The following is a 25,640-nucleotide window of genomic DNA, read 5'->3' as shown; positions in this document are numbered from 1 at the left end:
AATTACTAATTCTATATTCGAGGTTAATTTTAAAAGCGTGTATAGAAATTTTAAAAAAGAACCAAAAATGTGCTAAAATATGATCGTGGTCAGTATGTGAAAATTGGCTTTTTACTTTTTTTGCAGTGTTTTTTATAGATAAGATACTTTTTGTAATCCCGGTAAAGTAAGCACTAATAAATTTTTGAATGAAGACAAAGATGGAACTAATGGCCCCAGCGGGAAATTTTGAATCTCTGCAGGCGGCTTTGGATAATGGCGCAGATTCAGTTTATTTTGGAATAGACCAGCTTAATATGAGGGCCAGGGCTTCTGTGAATTTTACGATGGAAGATTTACCTGAAATTACTAAAAGATGTAGTGCTAAAAATGTACGCACCTATCTTACCCTTAACACTATTATCTACGATCACGACTTATCGCTTATTAAAAGTCTTTTAAGGCAGGCAAAAGATGCCGGGGTAACGGCTGTTATTGCCTCCGATCAGGCGGTAATTGCTTCTGCAAGAGAGCAGGGAATAGCAGTACACATTTCTACACAACTTAATATTACCAATATTGAAACGGTGAAATTCTACAGTCTTTTTGCCGAAACTATGGTGCTTTCCCGGGAGTTAAGTTTAAGGCAGGTTAAAAAGATCACAGAACAGATTCAAAAAGAACAAATAAAAGGCCCTTCAGGCGAATTGGTGAAGATAGAGGTTTTTGGCCACGGTGCCTTATGTATGGCGGTTTCAGGAAAATGCTATTTAAGCCTTCATTCACATAATTCTTCTGCGAATAGGGGTGCTTGTAAACAGAATTGCCGAAAGAAATATACAGTTATAGACCAGGAAACCGGTTTTGAGATTGAGGTAGATAATGAATATATGATGTCTCCAAAAGATCTTTGTACTTTAGATTTTCTGGACCAGGTAATGGGTGCCGGTATAAATATCTTAAAAATTGAAGGACGTGGTCGTGCACCTGAATATGTAGCTACCGTAACCAGGGTGTATAGAGAAGCTTTAGATGCGCTATATGAAGATACATTTACTTCTGAAAAGGTTGAAATTTGGATGAAGAAGTTGGCCACGGTTTATAATCGTGGTTTTTGGAGTGGTTATTATTTAGGGCAAAAACTTGGAGAATGGAACAATACCTCGGGATCTCAGGCCACCCAGAAAAAAATTTATGTGGGCAAAGGTGTGCATTACTTCCCTAAAGCGGAAGTGGCTGAATTTAAAATAGAAGCTTACGATATCAAAAAAGGCGATAAGCTATTAATTACCGGCCCCAGTACAGGAGCCAAAGAAATTGATTTGAAAGAGTTATTTGTAGATGAAACCAGTGTGGAAAAAGCCATAAAAGGAGATTCTTGTACAATAAAACTGCCTTTTAGGGTAAGGCTTTCAGATAAACTTTATAAAATAGTAGAAGCTTAATGGTGGTAGTAACGCTACAGCGCAATAAATGTATTGGATGTAATTATTGTGTAGAGCTTGCCCCTGCACAATTTCAGATGTCTAAAAAAGATGGGAAATCGGTTTTGCTAAAAGCTAAAGATAATAAAGGTTTTCATACCCTTAAATCTCCAGATTATAGTATCCTGGCACCGGCTGAAGCGGCAGCAAATGCCTGTCCGGTTAAAATTATCAAGGTAAAAGCTATTTAAAATTTGGGTTGACTTTTATAAACTTTTGCTGTAGAACCAGAACAACAAATACCTTAAGCTAGATCTAGTAACTCCTGGTATACCAGGTGTGTGGGTAGGCCTACCACGTTAAAATAACTTCCTTCCAGTTTAGTGATTCCTATAAGTCCAATCCATTCCTGTATGGCATAGCCTCCTGCTTTATCAAAAGGTTTAAAATTTTTTACGTAATAATCAATTTCCCCGGGCGTAAGCTCTTTAAAGCTTACTTTGGTTTCGCAATTTACGGTAGATTGATGCTTATATGTAGTAAAGCAAACCGAAGTGAAAACGCTATGGCTTTTACCTGAAAGAGATCTAAGCATTTCTTTAGCTTCAGGTGCGGAAGAAGGTTTTCCCATTGCCTTTCTATCATTGTAAACAATAGTATCGCTTGTAATTAAAATTTGGTCTTTTTTTAATTCTTTCTGAAAAGCTTCGGCTTTTAATTGAGCGAGGAAATCGGTTATTTCTTCCTTTTGAAGATATTCTGGATGAACTTCTTTTACCGGTCTTACATCTATTTTGAAAGGGATGTCAAGATCTTTAAAGAATTGATGGCGTCTTGGTGAGCCCGAAGCAAGAATTATTTCTTTATTTTTTAAAAGTTCTTTTAACATAATAGGATTAACGTAAAAATTGATGAAAACCGATAGAAATAAGTCCGAAAAATAAAATAATTTTTAATACTAAGCTCAAGTGAGAGTAATCACTCTTTTTTTTCGCCTCCCAAATACGCACCTGAAAATAGAGTAGGGGCGCCAGGATAAAGGTTAAGGTGTAGATTACCAGAAAAGTATTTTCAAAAAGATAATTATAGATATAATATATAATGGCAACTACTGGTAGGATGCCAAGTGCAAAAATTATCTTATTGGTGCGCTTATGTCCTAAAATAATAGGGAGTGTTTGTATACCGGCATTATGATCTCCTTTAATATCTTCCTGGTCTTTTACCATTTCCCGTAATAAATTCAGTAAAAAGGCGAATACTGCGTAATCTATTAGAATAGAAAACAATAAGGATTGTATTTGCTTGTTTTGAGGGGAAATTGCCGGAAAAAGATCAAAAATAGCGGGCAATAGCACTACGAAAGCTACCAGAAAACTAATGATAATATTTCCTAAAAAAGGAATTTGTTTTAGATAACTCGCATATAAATAGAGAAGCGCCGAAGAAAAAATGAATATGGCTACAAAACCGGGTTTTTCAAGCAGGTTTGCCAGATAAAAGCCCAACCCAACGCCAATAATATTTAAAATTATAAATAGGTTGTTCGCTTTTTTTTCTGAAATCTTATTTCCAACAATTAGTTTTTTGGGTTTATTGACTTTATCGGCCTGGATATCATAAATATCATTAATCACATAGCCCGAGGCCGCAATACAAACGGTGGCCAGGGTTAAAAGCGAATAGCCAAACGCATTTAGTGTAATAGTAGCACCAAAGCCCTCAAAAAACGAAAACTTTATAAGGAGCAGGGTGAGGCATATAAAAATAAGGTTAGGCCATCTTACCAGCTTTAAATAGGCGATCATATATTAGATTATTCAGAAACAAACTTTAAACCTACAATTGAAATTATTAGCGTACTTAGAAAGAAAATACGCCAAAAGTTGGCAGGTTCTTTAAATATAAAAATCCCAAGTAAAACAGTGCCAACGGCACCTATACCTGTCCATACTGCATAGGCAGTGCCAATGGGTAGTGTTTGGGTAGCTTTATAGAGCAAAAACATACTGATGCTTAGGGATATTAAAAAACCTGCAAACCAAAGATTAGAGTTGTAACCGGTGGTAAGCTTTGTTTTTCCCAGGCAAAAGGCAAAGCCTACCTCAAAAAGTCCGGCGAGAATTAATAAAACCCAGTTCATTATGCTTTGTCAATCCATTTACCCTGAACTTTCATTACTTGTTCTATCACATCGCGAACGCAACCTTTACCTCCCTTTTTATGAGAAACATATCTGGAGATTTCTTTAACTTCTGCCACTGCATCTTGCGGGCAACAAGGCAGGCCAACAAGTTTCATAGGGTAATAGTCTGGGATGTCGTCTCCCATATAGAGTACGTTTTCGGCATTTATATTATAAATATCAAAGAATTCATCCATTTGTTCCACTTTATCGTGAATACCCAAATAAATATCATTTATTCCAAGGTCTCTTAGCCTTTTTCTTACTCCTTCATTTTTGCCGCCAGAAATAATACAAACCGTATAGCCGGCATTTTTTGCAGCTTTAAGTGCATAACCATCTTTAATGTTCATAGTGCGCAGTAGTTCTCCGCCAGTACTAACCTGAATGCTTCCATTGGTTAACACGCCGTCTACATCAAATACAAAAGTGTTGATGTGATTTAGATATTCTTTATAGTTCTTTTCCATGTAAATCTTGAATAGATTGGGTTATTTCCCTGTATAGGTTTTTGTGTTTATTAGATAAAATTGCTAAATGTGTTTCTATTGTTTTATGATCATTTCTTAGTGCAGGACCGGTTTGGGCTTCGTAAGGCGATAAAGTTTGAATTTTTGAAGCCGTTTCGCTAATAAGTGGCTTTAAAATGCTAAAGTCTATAGCGTGCTTATCACAAATTTCAGCTCCAATAGCATATAGATGATTGCTAAAGTTGTTTACGAAAACTGCGGCCACGTGTAAAGCTTTTCGCTGTTCAGAATTAACTTCACGTACATCTTTTGAGATTGTAAGAGCTAGAGTCTTTATTTTTTCCAGGTTTTCTGCGGAATTTGCTTCTATGCAAATTGGAATTTCAGTGAAATCTATAGTCGTATTCCTGGAAAAGCTTTGCAAAGGATAAAAAACGCCATAGTTAGCTGTATGTTTTAACATATCTATACCTACGGCTCCCGAGGTGTGTAAAATAATGCCTTTGTATTTGCTTAATTGCCGGGCAATTTCGGGAATAACATCATCTTTTATAGCTATAAAGTAAAAATCTGCCTTTTTTAATTGCTGGATATTTGTGGTAGTATTTGTAAGATTGGAGAAGCTTTTTAGGCTCTCTTTATTATGGTTATATACCTGTATAACATCTATATTTTCTTTTTCAGAAAAAGCTTTGAATAGATGAGATGCAACATTCCCGGTTCCTAAAATGACAACTTCTAACATTCGGCTAAATTATTAAAAATAATCAGGCAATAAAATTAACATTTGTGTCGGGAAATGTCTTTGTTTTTCCTTATGCAAACCATTAAAAATCCCTAAATTTGCAGGCTTAAAATAGCTACTTCATGCAAAATAAAATAGCCTCTGTCATATTTTCTACCCGTATCATGGCAGTTTTGTTTGTGGTCTTTTCAGTGGCCATGGCGTTCGGAACATTTATAGAAAGTTGGTATAGTATAGAAACGGCAAGAGTGTTAATTTATAACACCTGGTGGTTTGAAGGTATTATGCTGTTTTTTGTGATTAATTTTATAGGTAATATTAAACGTTATAATCTTCATAAACGTGAAAAATGGTCTTCCCTCTTACTGCACTTGTCTTTTATATTAATTTTAGTTGGGGCTTTTATAACCCGCTATATTAGTTATGAGGGGATAATGCCTATTAAAGAAGGGGAAACCACTAACATTATGCTTTCTCAAAAAACCTATTTTAGCGCTTTTATAGACGGCGAAATAGATGGAGAGCCTCGCAGAAGGGTTTTGGAAGAACCGGTGCTTTTTGCTCCGGAAACAGAGAATGAATATGTGTTGAATACCGATTATAACGGGCAGCCGGTTACTATAGAGGCAACTAATTTTATTTATGGTGCTAAGGAAGAGTTGGTTCCTACTGGAGATGGCGATGTTTACCTTAAACTGGTTGAATCTGGTGGTGGTGGACGTCACGATCACTACTTAAAAGAAGGGGAGGTACAAAATGTTCATAATGTATTATTTGCCTTAAATAAACCTACAGATGGCGCTATTAATATACAATATGATGAAGAAACAGGTAAATATACCATAAACTCACCTTTTGAAGGTGATTATATGCGAATGGCCGACCAGGAGCGAGGAAATTTGTTGCAGGATTCTACCCAAACTTTAATGTTGCGTTCGCTTTATAATATTGGTGCTATGCAATTTGTAATACCCGAGCCCGTAATTAAAGGGAAATATGATATTGTTAAAACACCAGAAAAAACAGATGGCCAGTCTGATGCCTTAACAGTGAAGGTTTCTTCACAAGGGGAGTCTGAAACAGTAACTATAATGGGTGGCCAGGGAATTCCCAGTGAGCCTCATAAAGTAGAACTGGCAGGTCTCGAGTTTTACCTAAATTACGGTAGTAAGGAAATTGAACTTCCTTTTGCATTAAAACTCAATGATTTTATTGCTGATAAATATCCGGGTACCGAAAATAGCTATTCCTCTTTTAAAAGTAAAGTGGAAATAGTTGAAGAAGGAAAGGAAAATGTGCCGTATGAAATTTATATGAACCACGTGTTAGACCATAAAGGTTTTAGGTTTTTCCAGGCTAGTTTTATGCCAGATGAGAGCGGAACAGTACTTTCTGTAAATCATGATTTTTGGGGAACCTGGGTAACGTATATTGGCTATACGCTACTTTATATAGGCCTTATGCTTATTCTGTTTGATAGGGGGTCAAGATTTGGAAAGCTGAAAGAAATGTTGGAAAAAGTAAAAAGTAAAAAGAGCAAGTTAACCACAGTGCTGGCTTTCTTTATGCTGGCAGGTTCTATGTTTGCCCAGGCTCCAAATGATAGCCATCAACATGCTGAATCGGCAAAGAGAGAAGTAGACTCTATTCTTAAGGCCAATGCTATTAGTAAAGAACATGCAGCAGAATTTGGCCGTTTGGTTATTCAGGATGCAGGTGGTAGGATGAAACCGGCTAATACTTATTCTTCTGAATTACTTAGAAAATTAAGTAAATCTGATGAATACGAAGGCTTAAGTTCAGACCAGGTATTGGTATCATTAACCCAAAATCCAATGATTTGGTACAATGTACCTATCATTTATGTTGAAAAGCATAATGATAGTTTACATCACATTTTGGACGTAGAAGAAGGTAAAAAATACTTAACCCTTAGTAATTTTTTTGATGAAATGGGGAACTATAAACTTTCTCCAATGTTGGAGAAGGCTTATAAAGCTGCAGTACCCAATAAATTTGAAAAAGATTTTATTAATACCGATAAAAAGGTAAACTTATTATACAGGGCTCTACAGGGAAAAATACTTCGAATTTTCCCAATTCCGGGACATGAGAACAACAAATGGGTTTCCTATCCTGAATTGGAGGATGAAGGTGTGGTATTTAAGGGGATGGATTCTGTTTATACCAAACAAATTCTACCGTTATATATGACAGCCCTTTCCGATGCAAGTGAAACCGGGGATTATAGCAAAGCTAATCAATACCTTGAAAGCATTAAAGGCTTTCAAAAGAAATTTGGAGAGGAGGTAATGCCATCAAAAGACAGGATAAACGCCGAAATCCTTTACAATAAATACGATGTTTTTAGAAATCTTTTCTGGATGTATATGGTTGCAGGGCTATTTATGCTGGTAATAGTTATTGTTCGAATCTTTAAAGACAACAAGATTACAGAATGGCTGGTTAAGATAAGTGGCGGTGTAATTATAGTTCTGTTTGTAATACATACCTTAGGTTTAATTGCCAGGTGGTATATTTCGGGGCACGCTCCCTGGAGTGATGCTTATGAGTCTATGATTTATGTTGCCTGGGCTACCATGTTTTTTGGTTTAGCATTTGGAAGAAAGAGTAGTTTAACTATTGCTTCTACAGCATTTGTAACTTCTATGATTTTAATGATTGCGCACTGGAACTGGATGGATCCTTCTATTGCCAATTTACAGCCTGTTTTGGACTCTTATTGGTTAATGATTCACGTATCGGTAATAGTGGGAAGTTATGGTCCTTTCACCCTGGGAATGATTCTAGGTGCCGTGGCATTATTGTTAATGATTTTTACCACAGAGGGGAATAAGAAAAAAATGGACCTTAATATTAAAGAGATAACTATTATTACTGAAATGGCCTTAACCGTAGGTTTGGTTATGCTAACTATAGGTAATTTCCTGGGGGGACAGTGGGCCAATGAAAGCTGGGGACGTTATTGGGGTTGGGATCCTAAAGAAACCTGGGCTTTAATTAGTATTATGGTGTATGCTTTCGTGATTCATATGCGTTTAGTTCCCGGACTTAGAAGCAGATGGTTCTTTAATTTTATGTCTATTGTTGCCTTTGCCAGTATTCTAATGACTTATTTTGGAGTGAATTTCTACCTGGCCGGTTTACACTCGTATGCTAGTGGGGATAAAGTGATTACTCCAACATTTATTTACTATGCCGTTGCAATAGTAGCATTATTGGGAGCTGTGTCTTACTGGAGATTTCAAAAGTTTTATGCCAAAAAAGGTAAGAAGAATATAACGAAATAAGTTTCGAGTTTAAATTAGAGAAGAGTTGTTGAATTCTTTTTTCGTATAGCTGAACTTGGTTCAGCTTCTAATGTGCTTCGAATGTCAACAACTTAGATACCCGATAAATAATCGGGGCAGGCTCTGAAATAAATTCAGGATGACTAATATTAATAGGAAAAGCCTGTCTAAAATTCTTAGACAGGCTTTTTAGTTTTTATGAAATTTGAATTAATTATTCTATATTTCCAACCATGTCTTTAGGTTGTACCCACTCATCAAATTGCTCTTCAGTAAGATGGCCTAATGCTACCGCAGCTTCTTTAAGCGTGGTTCCATCTTTATGAGCTTTATTGGCTATTTCTGCAGCTTTGTAATACCCAATTTTAGTATTTAAAGCGGTAACCAACATTAAAGAATTATTTAAATGCTCCTGGATTCTTGGTGTATTTGCTTCAATTCCACTTGCGCAATTTACATCAAAAGATGCACAAGCATCACCAATAAGTTCTGCACTTTGTAAAAGGTTAGCGGCCATTACCGGTTTAAAAACGTTCAATTCAAATTGGCCTTGCATTCCGCCAACACCAATGGCAACATCGTTACCCATAACCTGGGCGCAAACCATTGTTAAAGCTTCACATTGGGTTGGATTTACTTTTCCGGGCATAATAGATGAACCGGGTTCGTTTGCAGGAATGTTTATTTCTCCAATTCCACTTCTAGGCCCTGAAGAAAGCATTCTAATATCATTTCCTATTTTGTTTAAAGATACGGCCAGTTGTTTTAAGGCACCATGAGTTTCAACAAATGCATCGTGGGCAGCAAGAGCTTCAAATTTATTTCCGGCAGAAACAAAAGGAAGTTCGGTGAACTTGGCAATATACTCAGCTACCTTTTTAGAATAGCCTTCGGGTGTATTGAGTCCGGTTCCTACAGCGGTGCCACCAAGTGCTAATTCAGCCAAATGCGGTAGGGTATTTTCAAGTGCTTTAATACCGTAATCCAACTGGGCTACGTAACCGCTAAACTCTTGTCCTAAGGTAAGGGGAGTGGCATCCATAAAATGGGTTCGACCTATCTTAACAACCTCTTTAAACTCTTCTGATTTTTTCTTAAGTGTATTACGTAATTGTTTTACACCTGGAAGTGTTACAGCTATAATTTTTTGATACGCGGCAATATGCATTCCGGTAGGAAAGGTGTCATTAGAAGATTGCGATTTGTTTACATCGTCGTTAGGCTGAAGTGTTTTTTCGCCTTCTCCAAGTTTTTTTCCTGCCAATTGGTGGGCACGATTGGCAATTACCTCGTTTAAATTCATATTACTTTGAGTTCCACTACCGGTTTGCCAAATAACCAATGGGAACTGATCGTCGTGTTTGCCTTGAAGTATTTCGTCGCATACCTGGGCAATTAAATCTCTTTTTTCTTCAGGTAAAACACCTAGTTCGCTATTTGTATATGCAGCGGCTTTTTTTAGGTAAGCAAAGCCGTAAACTATTTCCAATGGCATACTCCCGGCAGGCCCAATTTTAAAATTGTTTCTGGAACGTTCGGTTTGAGCACCCCAAAGTTTATCTGAGGGTACTTTTACTTCACCTATGGTATCTTTCTCTATTCTATAATCCATAATTGTTATATTAGTTGTGACAACACAAATTTACAAGTTAACGGCATTTTAAAGGAATAAATAAAGAGAATTTAGACTTTAATTTTCCTAATGTTAATCAGGTCTTTTGTAATTTCTGAAAATTTAATTGTGATAAGCCGCCAAAGCTTAGTATATTTGACCAGATCAAAAAAATTTGGTAATTATGTTCGAATTCGATCAATATCTCGGTTTTCTGGCTTTCCTGGTTATTTTAACTATGGGATTCTGGCTTATGATTTTCCTAATGGCTATTTTACCTTATTGGATAGGCGGTTCGGTTGGAGAATTGCTTAAAGAAAAGAAAGAAGCAAGGAAAAAGGCAAAAGAAGAAAAAGCATAAAAAAAAGGGACTATTAAAGTCCCTTTTTTTTATGCTTTGTTTTTGTGAAATTAGAAGGAGGCTGTCTGAAAAGTCTATTCTCGTCAAGCTGAACTTATTTCAGCTTCTAACATGTTTTTAATTACCAACAGTTAGATCTTGAAATAAATTCAAGATGACGCTTTTAAAACCTTTTCAGACAGCTTCTTATAATTACCCTTCAAAACCTTCATCAAAGTCCTGATTTCCATTACTACGTCGCTGTTCGCGTTTTTGTTGGTTAAACCTGTAAATTAGAGAAACATTTACAGACTGTCCCTGTCTCCACTGAAATTCACTATCCTGGTTAAAAAATTCTGTAGAGGTAAAGCTGGTTCTTTTTCTACCGTTAAATATATCCCTTACGTTTAAGGAAAGTGTGGCTTTATCGTTTAGAATTTCTTTGCTGAAAGCCAGGTCCACATTTAGAATTCCATCCTGGGTTCCCTGAATTTCGTCTGAAGGCCCGCGATAAAATAAATTGGTTTGCCAATCTATTTTTAGTGGTAAGGTAACTTTTGAGCTAAACCTACCAAACCAACTTGAGTTATCCTGGCTATAATCGTTTCCATTAAATTCTCCGTCCAGTTTAAAACGGAAAACATTCACGCTTCCGTTAAGTCTTAGCCAATCTGCCGGATTGTAAAGAAAACCTAATTCACCACCCATTCTGTCGTTTGTCGCAAGATTAAATGGGATGCTTCTTATCACCTCAATTTGTTCTCCAGATGGGCCGCTAATAAACACTTCTTCTCTTACTCTTTGGAAAGCATCGGTTTCTCTTTGATAGTAAATAGAAGAAGTTAGGGTGAACTTATCCCATTTTTTTAAGTAACCTAAATCAAAAGCGTTAGAAAATGCCGGATTTAGATTTGGATTTCCCTGGAAGATGTTATTACGGCTGCTTCTTGAAGGGAAAGGGTTTATATACCAACCTCTTGGTCTGTTTATTCTTCGGTTATACCCTAGGGTCAAATTTTCATCTTCACCAAGCTCATAAATAAGATTTAGGGTAGGGAATAGGCCAAGATAGTCGTTGTTAAAATCTGTATCTATATCGAATGAAAACTCTTCCTGCAATTCGGCTTCAGTTAATTCTGAATCAATTTTTCCTTGTAGGTTGGTGTTTTCTAATCTTAAACCAAGAAGAAAGCTGAAGTTTCCAAATTTAGTACCGTATTGTGTATACAAAGCCTGCACATTTTCAGAATAGTCAAAAACATTGGTCTGGTTTTTATTCAGTATAAACTCGCCAGGATTGTTTTCCTGAAATAGTTTATAATCTGTTATTTCGTTTTCAAAATTACCACGGTATCCCGCTTCAAATTGTGACTCCTCGCCAATAGGTAATACATAATCTGCCTGTATTAAATATTCTTTTTTATCTTCTTTGGTAAGGGTAGATTCAGATGGTATATCTATAGTCGCATTTTCTGTATTGTTATAGGTGGTGAACTCATTTATGAAAGCGTCTTCAGTTTCACTATCATTTTCAAACTGAAAATCGGCGGTAAGTTTATGCCCTTTATTATCGAACTTTTTTACATAATTAAGGGAGAACTGGATACTTTCATCCTCTTCATTTTCAACTTCCCTTCTGTTAGTTCCTAAAAGCTCGGTATCTCCCAATAGGTAGTCGTTCATATTATTGGTAACATCTCTGTCATCACCAAGTCTATAAAATACAGCACCGGTTATTGAAGACATGTCAGATAGGTAGTATTCCATTCCAACATTAGTGTTGAAACCACGGTTTATCCTGTTGTAGTCCCTATCTTCAATATTTCGATCGTACTTTAGGCTGTCTAAAATAATATCTGTTCTTGGGTCAAAAAATCGCGTGTCGAAGAAACCATAACCGGGCGACTCTGAATACCTGTACCCTGTAGTGGTGAACAGGTTGTATTTATCGGTACGATAGTTTAGGTTGGCAGAAATACTCCCATTTTCAGGAATCCCACCATTTACAGTAACAGAGCCATTAAAGCCAAGTGTTTCTTTTTTTCTAAGAATAATATTGATAATACCTGCAGTACCCTCGGCATCATACCGGGCAGAAGGAGATGTAATTACTTCTACGCGCTCTATAGCTTCAGCCGGTAATTGACTTAAAACATCGGTATTGCCAAAACCTGCCATTGCTGAAGGTTTACCATTAATAAGAATTCTCACATTATCATTTCCCCTTAAGCTTATTCCGCCCTCAATATCTACCGAAATAGAAGGAACATTGTTTAGGGCGTCACTTACAGTACCACCTGCAGTGGTAAGGTCTTTTCCGATATTATATATTTTTTTATCCAGCCTAATATCAACCTGAGTGGTCTCAGCACGAACAATTACTTCATCCAGATTATCAGAACTTACTCCAAGTTCTATGGTTTGTAGATTTAAATCTGCATTAATCTTACGATTATTGAATCGTTTGGTTTCGTAAGAAATAAATTCTACAACAATATTATAAGTTCCGGGTGCTACTTCAATTTTAAAAACACCCTTATTGTTAGTGATGCCTCCATTAACATTTTCTGGATTATTAACATCAACAACTGAAATTGTCGCATATTCTAATGGAACATTTAGTTCGTTGTCCATTACTTTTCCGGAGATTTCGTAAGAATTACCGGAAGTTTGTGCAAAACTGCTAAAATTAAAACAAAGAAAAAACGCCAGGCTTAGCGTGTAAAAGATTTTGGTGGTCATAGAATTTTTTATTCTTAGACCTTAAATTCTTAAAATGGTTTAACGCAATGTGGGTTAAACTCACGTTAAATATTGATTTAGATTGTTAAATCGAGTTTTTTTTGATTGAAAATCAGTTCTTAAGACCTTTGACTAATTTTTTTATTTAATTCTAAGTATTTCTGAAATTGTTTTCCTGTCATTATTTTTTGCAGCTTTGTGTGTTCTGCTTGTTGAATAGATTTTAGTTTGAAAATAATATCATCTTCATGTAATGCGGTAGCATTTATAATTTCATTTTTCTTAAGCGTGTATTCAATTATTAGATCCTCAAGTTTTTCGGTTTGTTCAAAATTAAGATCCAGTTCTTTTTTCCAGGTATAGGCAAGCTCCCTGGCAATTTCAATAAGTTCTTTTCTGCTTTTTCTGTTTAGGTGAAATTGGGAATAAATAAAGCCTGCCGCTATAAAACCGGCGATACCACCTACTATTGCTATTTTATGTTGAGTTTTCATTTCTTTAGTGCTTTGATATATTTACTTTACTTACAATATATCTTCAATATTAGAGCTAGGTCTACCTACTACAGCTGTGTTAGATGTTTCTACAATGGGCCTTTCAATAAGTTTTGGGTTCTCTACCATTACAGTAATTAACTCTTTGTCGCTTAAATCTTTGTTTTTATAATTTTCTTTCCAAATTTTCTCATTACTACGAATTAGTTGCATTGGATAAAAGCTTAATTTTTCTAAAACTTTACCTAGTTCTTCTTCTGAAAGAGGCTCTTTTAGGTACTCTCTAACTTGATATTCTTTTCCAGAGTTTTTTACAAGTTCCAAGCCCTCTCTAGATTTTTTACATCTTGGATTGTGATAAACAGTGATCATAATTTGTTTTTTACGATTTTAAAATAAACAATAAATTTTAAATCTAAAATATAATGGCAGAAATCTATCAATCTTCCTGCCGTTGTCCCATCATCATTAAAAAAGCTTTCAGGAAAACATCAATTTCCCCGTTCATTACAGCATCTACATTTCCGGTTTCTTCTGCTGTTCTTACATCTTTAACCAGTTTATAAGGATGCATCACATAATTTCTAATTTGCGACCCCCATTCTATCTTCATTTTAGAATCTTCAATTTCCCTACGTTGTGCCTGTTGCTTTTGAAGTTCAATTTCATATAACTGACTCTTTAAAAGCTGCATAGCCTTGGTCTTGTTTTCCAGTTGAGATCGGGTTTCTGAATTCTCAACAACAATCCCGGTAGGAGCGTGGCGCAACCTAACTGCTGTTTCTACCTTATTCACATTTTGTCCTCCCGCACCTGAGGAACGCATGGTTTCCCAGGAAATTTCTGACGGATTGATGTCTATTTCTATAGAATCATCGGCCAGTGGGTACACATAAACGGAGGCAAAAGAAGTATGTCGTTTTGCATTGCTATCAAATGGAGAAATCCTTACCAATCTATGTACACCATTCTCACCTTTTAACCATCCAAATGCAAATTCCCCTTCAATCTCTAAGGTAACTGTTTTTATGCCCGCAACATCCCCTGCCTGATAGTTTAATTCTTTGACCTTAAAATTGCGTTTTTCGGCCCACATCAGGTACATGCGCATAAGCATTTGAGCCCAGTCGCAACTCTCGGTACCACCCGCGCCTGCAGTGATCTGTAAAACAGCGCTTAGCTTATCGCCTTCTTCAGAAAGCATATTTTTAAACTCAAGGTCTTCAATAAGCGCCAAAGCCTGCTCATTCTTCTCAATAACATCGTGTTCGCCTGCTTCACCTTCTTTATAAAACTCATAAAGAATATCCAGGTCCTCTACCAGGGTTTCAGATTTCTCAAATTCTTCCACCCATTGTTTTTCAGAATTAAGATCACGCATAATGATCTCGGCTTTTTTGGGGTCATCCCAAAAATCTGGAGCAAAAGTTTTTTCCTCCTGATTGGTGATTTCTATTTTCTTGGCATCAATGTCAAAGATACCTCCTTAACGCACCAAGGCGCTCTCTAAGATCTCTAATATGCTCGTGTGTAATCATACATCTAAATTTTAAAGTAAAAATAGAATTTAAGAATAGGCCGGGAAACTATTTAACGATATTTTTATAGTTTTAAAATTTCCTGAAATTGCCCTAAAAGAAAGGCTTTAGACTTATTCTCCTGTTAGTCAGTTTCTCACTTGCTGAAATTTGATCATTTCATTTTGAAGAAGGAAAATTTAAGAGAATAATAGGGAAAGTATTAAATTGGATTTTTAGAGCTTAAGAGCTTAAACTTCCTATAAAAAATGAATATTTATATTTCGAATTAAGTCAAAATATATTTTATGAAAGAAATAGACCTTAGAAGTGATACTGTAACCCGTCCTACCAGTGGGATGTTAAAAGCCATAATAGGTGCTGAAGTTGGTGATGATGTGTACAAGGAAGATCCTGGTGTAAATGCTTTGGAAGAAAAACTGGCAAAAATGTTTGGAATGGATGAAGCGTTATTTTTTCCAACCGGGAGTATGGCGAACCAGGCCGCTATAAAATTACATACACAACCGGCCGAGCAGCTTATTTGTGATAAATGGGCGCATGTTTTTAATTATGAAGGGGGAGGAGCTTCGTTTAACAGCGGAGTTTCCTGTAAATTGGTAGACGGCGACCGTGGAATGATTACTGCTGCACAGGTTGAAGAAAGTATCAACCCTCCAGATTTTTATCATAGCCCTCTTACCAGTTTGGTTTGTTTGGAAAACACTACTAATAAAGGGGGCGGAGCCTGCTATGATTTGGAGGAGATTAAAAGAATAAGAAAAGTTTGTAATACCCATAACCTGGACCTTCACCTGGATGGAGCAAGGCTTTTTAATGCGCTGGTTGCTCAAAATGAAGATCCCAGGAATTACGGGAAATTATTCGATACTATCTCGGTTTGTCTCTCTAAAGGACTTGGGACCCCTATGGGTTCTGTATTAATTGGAGGCAAAAAAATAATGAAAAATGCCATTAGGGTTCGTAAAGTTTTAGGCGGCGGAATGCGACAGGTTGGTTTTATGGCAGCAGCCGGTATTTACGCCCTGGATAATCATGTAGAACGCCTGGCCGAAGACCATAAAAGGGCTGCCGATATAGCTAAAACGCTGGGAACCGCTAGTTATGTTGGCGAAGTGGAAGAAGTAGAAACCAATATTGTTATTTTTTATCTTAAAAAGGCTTCAGATGAAGCTGCATTTATGAAAAATCTGGCAAAAGAAAATATTAGGATAAGCAATATGGGGCAGGGAAAATTAAGAATAGTCACCCATTTAGATTATTCCGAAGAAATGCACCAGAAATTTTTGAAGGTGCTTAAGGAACTTAAACTATAAGAGACTTAGGTAAAATAACCTAAAAATAAACACCTCACAGATTTTAGAGTCTGTGAGGTGTTTGTTTTTTAACTGAATAGTAAATAACCCGTGGTGAGCCTCTTAGAAGTCTCGATAATTATCGGGATAAATCTCGATTCTCGAATAAAATTACTTAAGCATATCCATTCCTGGAATGTCTGGCATTCCATCTTTGGCAACTGCGGCAAGTTCTTTTTCATGGATATCAGAAGCTTTGGCAATGGCTTTGTTTAAAGTAAGTACCAAATAATCTTCTAATTGCTCTTTATCCTCAAGTAACTCGTCGGCAATATTTATATTTTTAATCTCACGAGTGGCGGTAATGGTTACGCTTAGTAAGCCGTCGGTTGATTTTTCTTCAATGCTAACGGTTTTTAATCGTTCTTTAGTTTCTTCAACTTTTTGCTGGGTTTCTTTTATTTTATTCATCATACCCATCATATCTCCAAACATAGTCTCTTTTTTTAAAATTTATGAAAGGCAAATTTACTAAATTACAGGATTAATCCTGTTAATATGAAGAGACTATTATGTATTTTACTGGGAAGCATTACCTTTGCAGGCGCTCAAAATAATGCAGATTTGAAAAAAGAAATTATACCGCCTAAAGCGAAGAAAATAGCTAAAAAGCTGGAGTTTCACGGAGATGTGAGAGTAGATAATTATTACTGGATGAACGATAGGGAAGACCCCGAGGTAATAGATTATTTAAATCAGGAAAATGCTTATAATAAACAAATGACGGCTCACACCAGTGATTTTCAGCAGCGGTTATTTGAAGAAATGAAGTTCAGGATAAAGGAAGACGATGAGTCGGTTCCTTATAAATTAAATGGTTATTGGTATTTAACCCGGTTTGAAACAGGAAAAGATTATCCTATTTACTCGCGTAAAAAAGATAGCCTGGAAGCGCCTGAAGATTTGCTTTTTAATGTAAATGAAATGGCCGAAGGCTTTGAGTATTACAGTCTTGGCGGATTAAATGTGAGTCCGGATAATAAAATGGTCGCTTTTGGGGTTGATACCTTAAGTAGAAGAAAATATACCATTCAGATTAAAGACCTGGAAACCGGAGAAATTTATCCTGATAAGATAGAAAATACTACCGGTGGTTCTACCTGGGCCGCAGATAATAAAACGCTTTTTTATACCAAAAAAGACGATCAAACCTTAAGGTCTTATCGAATTTACAAACATATTTTAGGTACAGACTCTTCTAAAGATGAGCTAGTTTATGAAGAGGCAGATGAAACTTTTAATACCTATGTTTATAAGTCGAAATCCAGAGAGTATATCATTATTGGGAGCCATAGTACCTTAACTACTGAATACCGCATTTTAAAAGCTGATAACCCTAATGGCGAGTTTAAGGTTTTTCAGCCCAGAGAACGTGGCCTGGAATATAGCATTGCGCATTTTGAAGATAGCTTTTACGTAATGACTAATAAAGATGGTGCTACCAATTTTAAATTGATGAAAACTCCGGTTGAAAAGACAAGTCAGCAAAATTGGGTAGATGTAATTCCACATCGGGAAGATTACTTATTGGAAGATATAGATATCTTTAAAAAGTACCTGGTGGTTAGTGAAAGACACAATGGCTTGAATAAGATAAAAGTAATGCGATGGGATAATTCTGAGGCGTATTATATTCCATTTGATAATGAGACCTATACGGCTTATACCTCAATAAACCCTGCTTTTGATACGGAAATTTTAAGGTTTACCTATAACTCCATGACAACGCCAACATCGGTGGTAGATTTTAATATGGAAACCCAAAAGAAGACGGTTTTAAAAGAGCAAGCTGTTTTAGATAAAAATTTTGATAAGAATAATTATACCTCAGAAAGAATTTGGGCAACGGCAAAAGATGGTACTAAAATTCCGGTTAGCCTGGTTTACAAAAAGGGAACCAAATTAGATGGGAATAGTCCGCTTTTACAATACGCTTATGGCTCTTATGGCTCTACCATAGATCCTTATTTTTCTACAGTGAGGCTTAGCTTGTTAGACCGTGGTTTTATCTATGCCATAGCACATATTCGTGGCGGGGAATACCTTGGTCGTAAATGGTATGAAGATGGGAAGCTTTTCAATAAAATGAATACGTTTACCGATTATATAGATGTTTCAAAATATTTAATTCAGGAAAAATATACTTCTGCAGAACATCTTTATGCTATGGGTGGTTCTGCAGGTGGTTTGCTTATGGGGGCGGTTATAAATATGGCTCCGCAACTATACAATGGTGTTATTTCTGCCGTACCTTTTGTAGATGTGGTAACAACAATGTTAGATGATAGCATTCCATTAACTACTGGTGAATATGATGAGTGGGGTAATCCTAATAACAAAGATTATTATGATTATATGATGCAATATTCACCTTACGACAATGTAGTGGCGCAAAACTACCCTAATATGTTGGTAACAACGGGCTTGCACGATTCTCAGGTTCAATACTGGGAACCTGCGAAATGGGTAGCTAAATTAAGAGACCTGAAAACCGACAATAATTTGTTACTTTTTCATACCAATATGGATGCAGGCCACGGTGGGGCTTCAGGACGTTTTGAAGCTTTAAAAGAGGTGGCTGAAGAATATGCATTTTTACTGGATTTGGAAGGAATTGACCACTAATTAAAAAATTTACCTTAAATTTGGACGGTTTTACTTCTGTGTTTTTAGGAAAAATCGCCTCTTTAGAGGTTTGAGAAGTATTGCAAAGAGAATTTGAATATAGAGGGATAAGCCTCTAAATATTCGAAGGTTTATAATAGAATAGAAATAAAATTGGCATTGAATGTCAGTGTTTTATTTCGATTGGTTCGGAATAAAAAATAAGATATTTTTCAGTATTTCTGAAATGTTTTCACGCTCAAGAATTGGGCAAAATCTTTAACCCAAATTTTGTAAAGAACTTCGATTTATGAAAGAAGATTTGCAAGTATACGATCACGTATTGCAGCTTATAGGCAATACACCTTTGATAAAACTTAATAAAATCACCCAAAAATTTAAAGGAGAATTTTTCGCTAAGGTCGAAGCCTTTAATCCGGGACACTCTGCAAAAGACCGTATTGCACTTTATATTATAGAAGAAGCAGAAAGAAAAGGTATTCTAAAACCGGGTAGCACCATTATAGAAACTACTTCTGGGAATACCGGTTTTAGCATTGCTATGGTAAGTGTTATTAAAGGCTACGAATGTATTTTAGCGGTAAGCTCTAAAGCCTCTAACGATAAAATAGACATGTTAAGAACCATGGGGGCCAAAGTCTATGTTTGTCCTGCACATGTATCGGCAGACGATCCCAGGTCTTATTATCAGGTGGCAAAAACCCTTCACGCAGAAACAAAAGGTTCGGTTTATATCAATCAATATTTTAACGATTTGAATATAGACGCGCATTTTAATTCTACCGGTCCTGAAATTTGGAATCAAACAGAAGGAAAAATAACTCATCTTATTGCTTGTAGTGGTACAGGTGGTACAATATCGGGAACTGCAAGGTATCTAAAACAGCAGAATCCTGATTTGAAGGTTATTGGGATAGATGCGTATGGCTCTGTTTTAAAGAAGTATCATGAAACTAAAGAGTTTGATGCCAATGAAATCTATCCTTACAGAATAGAAGGTTTGGGTAAAAACCTTATTCCTTCAGCTACAGATTTTGAAATTATAGATCGTTTTGTAAAGGTTAGTGATGAAGATAGTGCCCATACGGCAAGAGAGCTGGCTAAAACCGAAGGACTCTTTGTAGGTTATACCAGTGGAGCTGCTACCCAAGGCTTAAAACAACTTGCTGAAGAAGGCGAATTTGATGAGCATAGTAAAGTAGTGGTTATTTTTCCAGATCACGGTTCACGTTATATGGGAAAAGTTTTTAGTGATAATTGGATGGAAGAGCAAGGCTTTTTTGATACCAAAAACGAAATTGAAGCACAACCTATAGAAATAATTAAATAAAGAATATTTTGAAATTGATTCAGAAATAGAAACGAAAAAAGCATCCCCCTAGGATGCTTTTCTTTTATTTGAATTTTAAGAAAAAAATAACTTTGTACAATTGAGCCAATTTTAAGTACTTTTGCGGCTTGACTAAAAAAAGATTGATGAGGGATTTATTTGATAAGATATATAAGGATAAAGGACCATTAGGAAAATGGGCAGAGCAGGCAGAGGGATATTTTGTATTTCCAAAACTTGAAGGCCCTATCTCAAACAGAATGAAGTTTAGAGGGAAAAAAGTAATTACCTGGAGTATTAATGACTACCTGGGGCTTGCTAATCATCCCGAAGTAAGAAAAGTTGATGCTGAAGCCGCTGCAGAATATGGATCGGCATATCCTATGGGAGCCAGAATGATGAGTGGACATACGCATCTTCACGAAAAACTACAGGATGAACTTGCTTCTTTTGTTCATAAACAATCTGCTTATTTGTTAAATTTTGGTTACCAGGGAATGGTTTCTACCATAGACGCGCTGGTTTCTAAACAGGATGTAATTGTTTATGATGTAGATGCTCATGCCTGTATTATAGACGGTGTACGACTACACCTGGGGCAGCGCTTTACTTACAAGCATAATGATCTTGATAGTATAGAGAAAAACCTGCAACGTGCCACGAAAATTGCAGAACAAACAGGAGGAGGAATTTTATTGATTTCTGAAGGGGTTTTTGGAATGCGTGGAGAGCAGGGAAGATTAAAGGAAATTGTTGAGCTTAAGAAAAAATATAATTTTAGGTTATTTGTAGATGATGCTCATGGTTTTGGTACCCTTGGAAAAACAGGTGCCGGTGCCGGTGAGGAGCAGGGAGTACAGGATGAAATAGATGTTTATTTTGCTACGTTTGCGAAGTCTTTGGCCAGTACAGGAGCATTTATTGCCGCCGATAAAGAAATTATAGATTATTTGAAATATAATTTGCGCTCTCAAATGTTCGCTAAATCCCTACAAATGCAATTGGTGGTTGGCGCATTAAAACGTTTGGAAATGTTAAGAACAATGCCTGAGCTAAAAGAAAAGCTTTGGGAGAATGTAAATGCACTTCAAAACGGACTTAAGGATAATGGTTTCGATATAGGGACTACACAAAGCTGTGTAACTCCTGTGTACCTTAAAGGTAGTATTCCAGAAGCTATGGCTTTGGTTAAAGACCTTAGGGAAAACCATGGCGTTTTCTGTTCTATTGTGGTATATCCGGTAATTCCAAAAGGACTTATTTTATTGAGAATGATTCCTACCGCTTCTCACACTCTTGAAGATGTAGAAGAAACCCTACAAGCTTTTTCAGCTATTCGAGAACGTTTAGAAAATGGAACCTACAAAAGATTATCTGCTTCAGTTTCTGCCGCAATGGCAAGTAAAGAGTAGATATTAATTTATAAAAATAAGCGAAATCGTTTAAAGAATTTTTCCTTTAACAGCATTCTGAATTTGTTTTAGAATCTAGTTTCATTTAAACTTAGAAGCTGAAATAAATTTAGTTTGACGTCAATAAGATTATTCTTTAAACGGTTTTTCTGTTTCTTGTTTCCAAGAAAAATCAGGTTAAGATCTATTTACCTGAACCATTTTCTTCTTCCTTTTCTTTATAAAAACCGGTTTCTTCCAGTTCTTCCCCTCTTTGATTGCGTTTTCCTTCGTAAGTGTCTTCAATATATTCGTCATCTTCATGAAAATCGAATCTATAAGAAACTCCGGCAGCTACCTGCCACCTGGAAGGAGTGTCTTTAAAATTTACAAGTCCGGAAATATCAACCTGAAAATCTTTTCCAAATAAGTAGGCAGCCCCGCCTCTTAATAACTCATCGGCATATAAATCGCTTATATAGGTTTGAAACTCCCCGAAAACTGCAAATCTGGGGGTAACCGCGTGGGTAAGGGTAAACACTCCTCCGTAAGAAGGATATTCTTCCGTAAACTTATCGGCTATAAAATTCATGACCAATACCCAACGTCCCCAGTTGTTTTGAGTAATAATGGCTGCTTTGGGACTAATCGAAGATTCTCCTTCAAACATATATGGGTTTTCCCACCAGCTAAAATTGGCGCCACCATAAACCGAAACGGCAGGGATTAGACTGCGTAAATCCATACGTTGGTTAGCTTTCCAGCTATATAGATTTACTTCTCGTTTTTTAACACTTATATTGGGATCAAAAATTAAAAATTTACCACCTATAGTATTTGTCTTAAAGTTGGTTACTTTAAATTCATCTACACCATTTCCTGAAGGAATAGAAGTTACCTGGTCCTGAAAGGAACCAAATAAGTTAAGCTCCAGGATTTCGGTTAAAAACCCAAAACGAATACCGTAACTTGCTCCCAAAATATCTGTATCACTATTAAAAAGAGTGTGATTATCGTTTCCCAAATACCCACCTGCTTCCAATTGTAGTACATTTTTTCCTACGGCGTAGGCTCCCTGAGATTCCCCGGGTCTATTGGAGTTAATGGTTTCAGTGTATTGTGCGTTTGCAGTAAAAATTCCGAAGAAGATAAAAGCGATACCTACTTTTAAATAGTGCATATTAGATTGGTTTGTTACTTTCAAAGATAGCAGATTTATTATTTTTTTAGGAATAGAAAGCGACCATTCTCAAGGCTTATTTTTACTTTTGCAAAAAGACCTTAAAATGTTAGAAGCTTCTTTTTCCGATGTATTACAAACGATTCTAATTATTCTATTAGTATATTTTGCTTTTAAAATACTAATTAAATGGTTTGGACCACTTATACTTAAATATTTTCTAAGAAAAGTGGGAAAGCGTTTTGAACAACAATTTAGGCAGCAGCAAGACCCTAACTCTCAAAAAAAGGAGGGAAAAGTTAGTATTGATAAAGGCCCAAAAAGCGGTAGAAAATCTAATAAAAACGTTGGTGAATATATAGATTACGAGGAAATTGATTAATTTCGGGATCAATTTTTTATAATGAATAGGGAGGTAGCTCCCTTTCAGGTTTAATAAATGTGATCTAAAAAAAATCAGATGGCCAATCTTAAAAAGTTTCTACCCCACCTTCTTGTTTTGGTAGGCTTCGTAATAGTTTCTTTATTTTATTTTAGTCCTGTTCTTGAAGGAAAAAAAATCTTTCAAAGCGATATTGTTCAATATATCGGGATGGCCAAAGAGCAAAACGATTTTCGGGACCAAACCGGGGAAGAACCTTACTGGACCGATGCGGCTTTTGGAGGAATGCCCACTTTTCAGTTAGGAGCGTATTATCCGCATAACTATGTGAAAAAACTAGATAATGTTTTACGGTTTTTACCACGACCGGCCGATTATCTTTTTCTTTATTTTTTAGGCTTTTATATTCTCTTACTCTGTTTAAAACTAGATTTTAGATTGGCACTGTTAGGTGCACTTGCTTTCGGGTTTTCTACCTATCTAATTATTATTCTTGGTGTTGGGCATAATGCTAAAGCCCACGCAATTGCCTATATGCCTATGGTTTTAGGCGGCATTATTCTCACTTTTAGGCAAAAGTATTTGTGGGGTTTCTTATTGCTATCGTTAGCAATGGCCTTGCAAATTGGGGCCAATCACTTTCAGATGACTTATTACTTGCTCCTCTTGGTTATTGTGCTGGGAATAGCATATTTAATTGATGCCTACCGAAAAAACATACTTCCTAAATTCTTTAAGGCTTTAGGGGTAATGGTAGTGGCTGTTATATTGGCCATAGGAGCAAATGCTACTAATTTACTGGCCACTCAGGAATATACGGCTTACAGTACCCGGGGAGATACCGGTTTAACAATTTCACCAGATGGATCTGATAAGCCTGCGGCTGGACTAAGCTTTAATTATATTACTGAATATAGTTACGGAATAATGGAGTCTTTAAACCTTTTTAGCCCCCGATTTATGGGTGGCTCTAATGCTGAAGATATTGGTAAAGACACCGAAATTTATGATGCCTTGTTAAAATTAGGAGCTTCCCCGGTTCAGGCGGCCGATTTTGCTGAAAACGCACCTACCTATTGGGGAGACCAACCTTATGTGGGGGCTCCTGCTTATATTGGCGCCACAGTATTATTCCTATTTATTTTTGCCCTATATCTGGTGAAAGGCCGTTTAAAATGGTGGATTGTTGGCGGAAGTGTTTTGGCACTTGTTCTCTCCTGGGGTAAGAATTTCAGGTTTTTCACCGAATTTTTTATAGACTATGTGCCCTTGTACAATAAATTTAGAGCGGTTTCATCTATACAGGTAATTATAGAACTATGTGTGCCCATACTGGCCGTTTACGGACTTTATAAATTATTTGACCCAAAGCTTCAAAAAGAAGCCAAGGTGCAGGCATTAAAATGGTCAGGTATTGTCGTAGGAGGAATTGGTCTAGCTTTATTGCTATTCCGTTCAGTACTGTTTGATTTTAGCGGAGCAGGAGATTCAACTTTAATTCAACAACTGGGAGCCGATTTTGTAAGAGCGCTTAAAGAAGATAGAAAAGCTATTTATACCGAAGATCTAATTAGGTCGCTTATTTTTTCAGCCTTAACAGCAGCCGTAATTTGGCTATATATTGAGAAGAAGATCACACAGAATTGGTTGGTGCCGGCTTTGGGACTCTTAATTCTTATAGATTTGATTCCTGTGGATAAGCGCTATGTAAATAAGGACGATTTTGTAAATGCAGGTCAAATGGATAGGCCATTTCAACCAAATGAAGCCGACCAGCAAATTTTACAGGATGAAGGGCATTACAGGGTTTTTGATGTTTCCGGTAGCCCTTTTAATACAGGGCGTACCTCTTATTTTCATAATGCCATAGGTGGTTACCACGCTGCCAAACCCGGAAGGATACAGGATTTATATGATTTCTATATTTCGAAGAATAATATGGCAGTGCTAAATATGCTAAATGCAAAGTACTTTATTGTTCCTTCTGAAAGTGGCCAGCCACAGGCGCAGCAAAATCCGAATGCTTTTGGTAATGCATGGTTTGTAAATAATATTAAGTGGGTTGAATCTGCTAATGAAGAAATATTAAGTTTAAAAGAGGTTGATCTTCAAAAGACTGCAATTATAAATTCAAAATTTAAGGAGGAAGTTTCTAAAAATTTTAAGGCTGCTGAAAAAGCTGAAATTGAATTAACCAGCTATCAGCCTAACGAATTGGTATACAAAACCAACACATCAGAAGCTCAATTTGCAGTTTTTTCCGAGATGTATTATCAGCCGGGTTGGCAGGCGTATCTGGATGGAGAAGAAGTGGAGCATGTGCGTGTAAATTACGTGTTGCGTGCTATGAATATTCCGGCCGGGGAACATACCCTAACTTTTAGGTTTGAGCCCGAAGTAGTAAATACCGGTAGTAGTATTGCCCTTGCCAGTTCTATTATTTTGGTTTTAATTATTTTAGGAGGATTATATTGGCATCGCCAAAGGCTGTAAAACCCTGAGGCTTGTCTCGAAATTAAAAATTTGTTTCAAACAAA

At 36.5% G+C, this 25,640-nt stretch carries 22 protein-coding genes; 10 read left to right on the top strand and 12 right to left on the bottom strand.

From position 1 onward, the window contains the following. Window positions 1-188 precede the first annotated feature (188 nt). Both I6U49_RS01430 and I6U49_RS01425 read left to right on the top strand, forming a co-directional pair. Entirely contained in the window at window positions 189-1,424 is a 1,236-nt protein-coding gene (locus I6U49_RS01430; RefSeq protein ID WP_193709724.1) for a U32 family peptidase, read from the top strand. Further along, window positions 1,424-1,654: a ferredoxin gene (locus tag I6U49_RS01425; protein ID WP_193709723.1), complete on the top strand. Its 231-nt coding sequence runs from the start codon at window positions 1,424-1,426 to the stop codon at window positions 1,652-1,654. Before I6U49_RS01430 ends, I6U49_RS01425 begins: the two co-directional genes overlap by 1 nt. Before the next feature lie 53 nt (window positions 1,655-1,707). Here the strand turns inward: I6U49_RS01425 and I6U49_RS01420 are convergent, their stop codons facing one another. From I6U49_RS01420 to I6U49_RS01400, 5 genes are read right to left on the bottom strand one after another with little or no spacing between them, the layout of a single operon-like run. Then, window positions 1,708-2,292 carry a Maf-like protein gene (locus tag I6U49_RS01420; protein ID WP_198627297.1) on the bottom strand — a complete coding sequence of 195 codons (585 nt, stop codon included), beginning with the start codon at window positions 2,290-2,292 and terminating at the stop codon, window positions 1,708-1,710. A 7-nt stretch (window positions 2,293-2,299) separates the two neighbouring features. Continuing rightward, window positions 2,300-3,211, bottom strand: coding sequence for a geranylgeranylglycerol-phosphate geranylgeranyltransferase (locus I6U49_RS01415; protein WP_198627296.1), 912 nt, complete (start codon window positions 3,209-3,211; stop codon window positions 2,300-2,302). 8 nt (window positions 3,212-3,219) lie between these two features. Further along, the gene (locus I6U49_RS01410) at window positions 3,220-3,546 is read right to left on the bottom strand and encodes a DMT family transporter (protein WP_198627295.1); all 327 of its coding nucleotides are present in this window, start codon (window positions 3,544-3,546) and stop codon (window positions 3,220-3,222) included. Next, window positions 3,546-4,058, bottom strand: coding sequence for a KdsC family phosphatase (locus I6U49_RS01405; RefSeq protein ID WP_193709719.1), 513 nt, complete (start codon window positions 4,056-4,058; stop codon window positions 3,546-3,548). The genes I6U49_RS01410 and I6U49_RS01405 overlap by 1 nt, the downstream gene beginning before the upstream one ends. Beyond that, window positions 4,042-4,803, bottom strand: coding sequence for a Rossmann-like and DUF2520 domain-containing protein (locus tag I6U49_RS01400; protein WP_198627294.1), 762 nt, complete (start codon window positions 4,801-4,803; stop codon window positions 4,042-4,044). The genes I6U49_RS01405 and I6U49_RS01400 overlap by 17 nt, the downstream gene beginning before the upstream one ends. A 122-nt stretch (window positions 4,804-4,925) precedes the next feature. Here I6U49_RS01400 and ccsA point away from each other — a divergent pair, with 122 nt between their 5' ends. Further along, complete coding sequence (gene ccsA / locus I6U49_RS01395) at window positions 4,926-8,114, top strand: cytochrome c biogenesis protein CcsA (protein ID WP_232804605.1); 3,189 nt, start codon at window positions 4,926-4,928, stop codon at window positions 8,112-8,114. A gap of 214 nt (window positions 8,115-8,328) precedes the next feature. Here the strand turns inward: ccsA and fumC are convergent, their stop codons facing one another. After that, entirely contained in the window at window positions 8,329-9,726 is a 1,398-nt protein-coding gene (fumC, locus tag I6U49_RS01390) for a class II fumarate hydratase (RefSeq protein WP_198627293.1), read from the bottom strand. Between the two features lie 184 nt (window positions 9,727-9,910). On the opposite strand from fumC, the gene I6U49_RS01385 reads away from it, so the two are divergent. After that, complete coding sequence (locus I6U49_RS01385; RefSeq protein WP_176132705.1) at window positions 9,911-10,087, top strand: hypothetical protein; 177 nt, start codon at window positions 9,911-9,913, stop codon at window positions 10,085-10,087. A gap of 192 nt (window positions 10,088-10,279) precedes the next feature. On the opposite strand, the gene I6U49_RS01380 is transcribed toward I6U49_RS01385, so the two are convergent. From I6U49_RS01380 to prfB, 4 genes are all read right to left on the bottom strand, one after another. Beyond that, complete coding sequence (locus I6U49_RS01380; RefSeq protein ID WP_198627292.1) at window positions 10,280-12,808, bottom strand: outer membrane beta-barrel family protein; 2,529 nt, start codon at window positions 12,806-12,808, stop codon at window positions 10,280-10,282. Window positions 12,809-12,927: 119 nt separating this feature from the next. Next, window positions 12,928-13,302, bottom strand: coding sequence for a hypothetical protein (locus I6U49_RS01375; RefSeq protein ID WP_193709715.1), 375 nt, complete (start codon window positions 13,300-13,302; stop codon window positions 12,928-12,930). A 30-nt stretch (window positions 13,303-13,332) separates the two neighbouring features. Beyond that, window positions 13,333-13,674, bottom strand: coding sequence for an arsenate reductase (glutaredoxin) (arsC, locus tag I6U49_RS01370; RefSeq protein ID WP_193709714.1), 342 nt, complete (start codon window positions 13,672-13,674; stop codon window positions 13,333-13,335). Between the two features lie 67 nt (window positions 13,675-13,741). Next, window positions 13,742-14,840, bottom strand: a protein-coding gene (gene prfB, locus I6U49_RS01365; RefSeq protein ID WP_193709713.1) for a peptide chain release factor 2 whose coding sequence is annotated in 2 segments (ribosomal slippage) — window positions 13,742-14,776 and window positions 14,778-14,840 — 1,098 coding nt in all. Because the reading frame shifts where the segments join, the coding sequence is not laid out codon by codon here. A 287-nt stretch (window positions 14,841-15,127) separates the two neighbouring features. On the opposite strand from prfB, the gene I6U49_RS01360 reads away from it, so the two are divergent. After that, entirely contained in the window at window positions 15,128-16,156 is a 1,029-nt protein-coding gene (locus tag I6U49_RS01360; RefSeq protein WP_198627291.1) for a threonine aldolase family protein, read from the top strand. Window positions 16,157-16,306: 150 nt separating this feature from the next. On the opposite strand, the gene I6U49_RS01355 is transcribed toward I6U49_RS01360, so the two are convergent. After that, window positions 16,307-16,630 carry a YbaB/EbfC family nucleoid-associated protein gene (locus I6U49_RS01355; protein WP_193709711.1) on the bottom strand — a complete coding sequence of 108 codons (324 nt, stop codon included), beginning with the start codon at window positions 16,628-16,630 and terminating at the stop codon, window positions 16,307-16,309. Window positions 16,631-16,693: 63 nt separating this feature from the next. Here I6U49_RS01355 and I6U49_RS01350 point away from each other — a divergent pair, with 63 nt between their 5' ends. The 3 genes from I6U49_RS01350 to I6U49_RS01340 all read left to right on the top strand — a co-directional run bounded on the left by I6U49_RS01350 (window position 16,694) and on the right by I6U49_RS01340 (window position 21,562). Further along, on the top strand, window positions 16,694-18,820 hold the full coding sequence (locus I6U49_RS01350; protein ID WP_198627290.1) for a S9 family peptidase: 2,127 nt from the start codon (window positions 16,694-16,696) through the stop codon (window positions 18,818-18,820). A 289-nt stretch (window positions 18,821-19,109) separates the two neighbouring features. Next, a complete protein-coding gene (locus tag I6U49_RS01345; protein ID WP_193709709.1) occupies window positions 19,110-20,150 on the top strand; it encodes a PLP-dependent cysteine synthase family protein in 1,041 nt (346 codons plus the stop codon). Between the two features lie 146 nt (window positions 20,151-20,296). Beyond that, window positions 20,297-21,562: an aminotransferase class I/II-fold pyridoxal phosphate-dependent enzyme gene (locus I6U49_RS01340; protein ID WP_193709708.1), complete on the top strand. Its 1,266-nt coding sequence runs from the start codon at window positions 20,297-20,299 to the stop codon at window positions 21,560-21,562. 184 nt (window positions 21,563-21,746) lie between these two features. Here I6U49_RS01340 and I6U49_RS01335 read toward each other — a convergent pair whose 3' ends face one another. After that, window positions 21,747-22,721 carry a transporter gene (locus tag I6U49_RS01335; RefSeq protein WP_193709707.1) on the bottom strand — a complete coding sequence of 325 codons (975 nt, stop codon included), beginning with the start codon at window positions 22,719-22,721 and terminating at the stop codon, window positions 21,747-21,749. A gap of 106 nt (window positions 22,722-22,827) precedes the next feature. Here I6U49_RS01335 and I6U49_RS01330 point away from each other — a divergent pair, with 106 nt between their 5' ends. Continuing rightward, window positions 22,828-23,103, top strand: coding sequence for a DUF4834 domain-containing protein (locus I6U49_RS01330; RefSeq protein ID WP_193709706.1), 276 nt, complete (start codon window positions 22,828-22,830; stop codon window positions 23,101-23,103). 78 nt (window positions 23,104-23,181) lie between these two features. Further along, window positions 23,182-25,596, top strand: coding sequence for a YfhO family protein (locus I6U49_RS01325; protein ID WP_198627289.1), 2,415 nt, complete (start codon window positions 23,182-23,184; stop codon window positions 25,594-25,596). Window positions 25,597-25,640 lie beyond the last annotated feature (44 nt).

The organism is Salegentibacter maritimus (assembly GCF_016236915.1).
Lineage (GTDB): Bacteria > Bacteroidota > Bacteroidia > Flavobacteriales > Flavobacteriaceae > Salegentibacter > Salegentibacter maritimus.
The sequence above is the reverse complement of the archived record's forward strand: the minus strand, read 5'-3'. Positions and strand labels throughout refer to the sequence as shown.

Excerpts from the sequence above, each read along its gene's own strand:
- I6U49_RS01410 (WP_198627295.1), bottom strand. The coding sequence starts at position 3,546 with ATGAACTGGGTTTTATTAATTCTCGCCGGACTTTTTGAGGTAGGCTTT.
- I6U49_RS01355 (WP_193709711.1), bottom strand. The coding sequence starts at position 16,630 with ATGTTTGGAGATATGATGGGTATGATGAATAAAATAAAAGAAACCCAG.
- I6U49_RS01400 (WP_198627294.1), bottom strand. The coding sequence starts at position 4,803 with ATGTTAGAAGTTGTCATTTTAGGAACCGGGAATGTTGCATCTCATCTA.
- I6U49_RS01380 (WP_198627292.1), bottom strand. The coding sequence starts at position 12,808 with ATGACCACCAAAATCTTTTACACGCTAAGCCTGGCGTTTTTTCTTTGT.
- I6U49_RS01345 (WP_193709709.1), top strand. The coding sequence starts at position 19,110 with ATGAAAGAAGATTTGCAAGTATACGATCACGTATTGCAGCTTATAGGC.
- I6U49_RS01430 (WP_193709724.1), top strand. The coding sequence starts at position 189 with ATGAAGACAAAGATGGAACTAATGGCCCCAGCGGGAAATTTTGAATCT.
- ccsA (WP_232804605.1), top strand. The coding sequence starts at position 4,926 with ATGCAAAATAAAATAGCCTCTGTCATATTTTCTACCCGTATCATGGCA.
- I6U49_RS01420 (WP_198627297.1), bottom strand. The coding sequence starts at position 2,292 with ATGTTAAAAGAACTTTTAAAAAATAAAGAAATAATTCTTGCTTCGGGC.
- fumC (WP_198627293.1), bottom strand. The coding sequence starts at position 9,726 with ATGGATTATAGAATAGAGAAAGATACCATAGGTGAAGTAAAAGTACCC.
- I6U49_RS01415 (WP_198627296.1), bottom strand. The coding sequence starts at position 3,211 with ATGATCGCCTATTTAAAGCTGGTAAGATGGCCTAACCTTATTTTTATA.
- arsC (WP_193709714.1), bottom strand. The coding sequence starts at position 13,674 with ATGATCACTGTTTATCACAATCCAAGATGTAAAAAATCTAGAGAGGGC.
- I6U49_RS01425 (WP_193709723.1), top strand. The coding sequence starts at position 1,424 with ATGGTGGTAGTAACGCTACAGCGCAATAAATGTATTGGATGTAATTAT.
- I6U49_RS01385 (WP_176132705.1), top strand. The coding sequence starts at position 9,911 with ATGTTCGAATTCGATCAATATCTCGGTTTTCTGGCTTTCCTGGTTATT.
- I6U49_RS01335 (WP_193709707.1), bottom strand. The coding sequence starts at position 22,721 with ATGCACTATTTAAAAGTAGGTATCGCTTTTATCTTCTTCGGAATTTTT.
- I6U49_RS01325 (WP_198627289.1), top strand. The coding sequence starts at position 23,182 with ATGGCCAATCTTAAAAAGTTTCTACCCCACCTTCTTGTTTTGGTAGGC.
- I6U49_RS01405 (WP_193709719.1), bottom strand. The coding sequence starts at position 4,058 with ATGGAAAAGAACTATAAAGAATATCTAAATCACATCAACACTTTTGTA.
- I6U49_RS01350 (WP_198627290.1), top strand. The coding sequence starts at position 16,694 with ATGAAGAGACTATTATGTATTTTACTGGGAAGCATTACCTTTGCAGGC.
- I6U49_RS01330 (WP_193709706.1), top strand. The coding sequence starts at position 22,828 with ATGTTAGAAGCTTCTTTTTCCGATGTATTACAAACGATTCTAATTATT.
- I6U49_RS01340 (WP_193709708.1), top strand. The coding sequence starts at position 20,297 with ATGAGGGATTTATTTGATAAGATATATAAGGATAAAGGACCATTAGGA.
- I6U49_RS01375 (WP_193709715.1), bottom strand. The coding sequence starts at position 13,302 with ATGAAAACTCAACATAAAATAGCAATAGTAGGTGGTATCGCCGGTTTT.
- I6U49_RS01360 (WP_198627291.1), top strand. The coding sequence starts at position 15,128 with ATGAAAGAAATAGACCTTAGAAGTGATACTGTAACCCGTCCTACCAGT.